4 protein-coding genes are annotated in these 2,638 nt (G+C 59.2%); all 4 read left to right on the forward strand.

All coding sequences use genetic code 11. The features are described 5' to 3' along the window. Positions 1–533 precede the first annotated feature (533 nt). The 4 genes from AO716_RS17390 (at position 534) to AO716_RS16815 (ending at position 2,460) form a co-directional block, all read left to right on the forward strand. Complete coding sequence (locus AO716_RS17390; protein WP_152970037.1) at positions 534–719, forward strand: hypothetical protein; 186 nt, start codon at positions 534–536, stop codon at positions 717–719. A 412-nt stretch (positions 720–1,131) separates the two neighbouring features. Then, positions 1,132–1,674 carry a hypothetical protein gene (locus AO716_RS16805; protein WP_152970038.1) on the forward strand — a complete coding sequence of 181 codons (543 nt, stop codon included), beginning with the start codon at positions 1,132–1,134 and terminating at the stop codon, positions 1,672–1,674. Between the two features lie 55 nt (positions 1,675–1,729). Beyond that, positions 1,730–1,978 carry a hypothetical protein gene (locus AO716_RS16810; protein WP_055243161.1) on the forward strand — a complete coding sequence of 83 codons (249 nt, stop codon included), beginning with the start codon at positions 1,730–1,732 and terminating at the stop codon, positions 1,976–1,978. Between the two features lie 2 nt (positions 1,979–1,980). Further along, a complete protein-coding gene (locus tag AO716_RS16815) occupies positions 1,981–2,460 on the forward strand; it encodes a hypothetical protein (protein WP_152970039.1) in 480 nt (159 codons plus the stop codon). The last annotated feature ends 178 nt before the right edge of the window (positions 2,461–2,638 follow it).

A 2,638-nucleotide genomic window follows, 5' to 3' on the forward strand; every position in this document is an offset into this window, starting at 1 on the left:
ATAAGGCTGATGCCGGGGTGTATTGGACAGTGGTGCCGGCCTCCCAGGTGCAGGATGTTCAGGTGGTCCAGAATCGGTTGCCGTCCCTGGCGTTCCGGGGATGACTGCGGTTCCTTGCTAGGTGAAAGCGGCCAACCTGACCTCATCACTCTGACGGCCGATGCGGGGGCGTTCGCGAAAGGTGTTGAGTTCAGTTGACTAGATTACGGTTGGTTCCTCCTAATCCCGATTCAGAAGACGGGGATGCCAGGGCCGTTCCGACCCTTAGGAGATTCGAACTTTTCATGCCCAACGGGATGCGGGTCCCGGGTATATATGGTGTCTTACACGGTGAGTGGTATCTGGCCAACCCGTTGGGCCACGGACGGGTGCTTCTTTACACTTCTGCCGAAGAATCCCCGGGGGACCAATGGCATCCGTCAGACAATTCGGATGACAGGGGGAGGCCCTTGTCCTGGTCGAGGGAAGTCGCTGAAAGCGACTTAGAGCGGTTGGTGCGCGTTCTCGTGTCCGCTAAATGGCGGAGCCTCAGTGTGGGCATCCAGGAATACATCGATGGGACGGTATTTGCCTTTGTCGATGGCGGTCCGAAGGAGGAACAGATTCGCCGCGGAGAAATTCCGGAGATCACGATTGCCGGACGGAGTGATTATCATGGAAAGCTGCGTTGGGAGGACATCACCGACCTCGTTATGTCAGAGCGGGAACTGTTGAAGTAGCCAATCCCTGTTTGGAGACGTCTGCTCCAGCGGCCCATGTGGACGTCGACGACGGCCGTGCCGGTAAGAATGGTGATGCCGACGATGTTCGGCCCGGTGCTGCAGCGGTTGACGATGCTGCCGGCGGACCGCGGAACGGTGATGCTGATTCGCCCGCGTCAGCTGATGCGCCGGATGCACCCGCGCCCAAGCCCGTTGTGCACTACGACGCTGAGGGCCGGGTGGAGAAGGTTGACCTCGGGACCGCACGCATACTGTCTCGACCCGGAACGACCAGATTGCGCAGCTGCAGCGTTCCCTGGATCCTTCGACGTGGAAGAACACTGACGGTTTCCTGGCGACCCATCTTCCGCCGTCTGAATTCCAGGCTCTGGATGCGCTTCGCGGCCCGGACGGTAAGTTGGCGCCCGATGTGGTGGAGACGCAGGTCGCGGACCTGTTGGAGAAGGCTTTCGACGGCGAGACCCGGGGCCCGAATCGCCCTGGTGCCAGCCCGCTGGAGAACGCACTGCGCGGAATCCCTACCCGCTACTACTACGACCTGACCGATGCGCAGGCGATCATGGTGCACGATGTTCGGCGGCTGCTGGGCAGCGGCGACACGAGCCAACCGTTCCAAAAGATCCTGACTGCCGGTGAAGCCGCAATTGTCAGGGCTGGTAACGACAAATACCCCGGCAGTGTGGGTGGGTTTATTTCGCAGGCCTCCGACGCAGCAGGCCTCCGCACCGTCGACGAGATTATTCTCGGACTTCGGTTGGACTATATGCATCTCGACAGGGACGGGGTGGCCATCCAGCCGATAAACATGCCTTACAGGGTGGGCGCGACGGAGGAAGTCTACGCCGTTCGGTTCTCCGTTGGGGGGGGAAGATGCGGGCAAGATAGAGATCCCAGATGGTTCCCACCATACGCGGGTAGAGGAGTTGCGCCGCGATCGGGCGGGGGAAGCTGAGCGGGCAGCGGCTGCAACCCCGACGGAACGCGATCTGCAACTGCAGGAATCAGACTTGAAACGGGAGAAGGACCTTGTCGACAAGGACGATGGCCATCCAGTGCGTGATCCGGCTGCATGGCCCAACAACGGTTTGGGGTTGCCCAGCAGCCGCGTGGAACATTCGCCGGTTATCCCGGAGCTGAAGGCATCCAAAGGCGTACCGCTGCAGGACGGAGCTGAAATGTGGCGCATCGACCGGGACGGCAAAGAGACCCTGGCAGCGGTTTATAACCGGCGGCAGCAACGGTGGATTAGCCTGTAACTATGTGGAACAAGGATGGAATGAAGCTCTCCGGAAAATATGGCACATGGCTGGGCCGGGAATACGAGTTGTTGCAGACTTCGCCCATTGATGGGCTTATGATCCTGGTGCAGCAGGGCGGCGAATCGCGGGGCGCGGAATGGGAACGACATGAACACGGGGAGCGATTCCCCCAACCGCGCGTTTCTTACACGCTCGGAGTTCCGCCGGAAGAAGTCACAAATGTGCACGCTGTAACTGCAACGGGTGAGCTCAAGTCCGGCCTTGAGGTAGAGATTGTGGCCGAGGACGCGGAAGGGAAATTTGAGGTAGTTGTCGGGGATGAAGTTCCGACGGAGAGAAAATGGGATCTGGTTGAAGACCATGGATTTCATACGTTCCATAACGAACCCGTGGAAAGAAGCGGAGTATACGGATGGCTCCCCGCTGAAATGATTCACGGTCTAAAATCACAAGTCCATTGGCGGAAAGGTGACAAATGAGCTTTGGTCGGAGCCAGCAGACGCATACGGTGATCAGCGTTTCGAAGCTGAGGGGTAAGGCTTAGCATGGTGTTTCTTCAGAAGGCTTTGAGTCCGGCGCAGGTTGAGTTCCTGGTGGGTGGTAACCGGGACACGGTTTCGGGGTTTGTGGTGAACGCCGGGGATGCGGTGAATGCGC

The organism is Arthrobacter sp. Edens01 (assembly GCF_001307035.1).
Classification (GTDB): domain Bacteria; phylum Actinomycetota; class Actinomycetes; order Actinomycetales; family Micrococcaceae; genus Arthrobacter_B.

Bases quoted from the DNA above. Each gene is read 5' to 3' on its own strand.
- AO716_RS16815 (WP_152970039.1), top strand. From the start codon at position 1,981: ATGTGGAACAAGGATGGAATGAAGCTCTCCGGAAAATATGGCACATGG.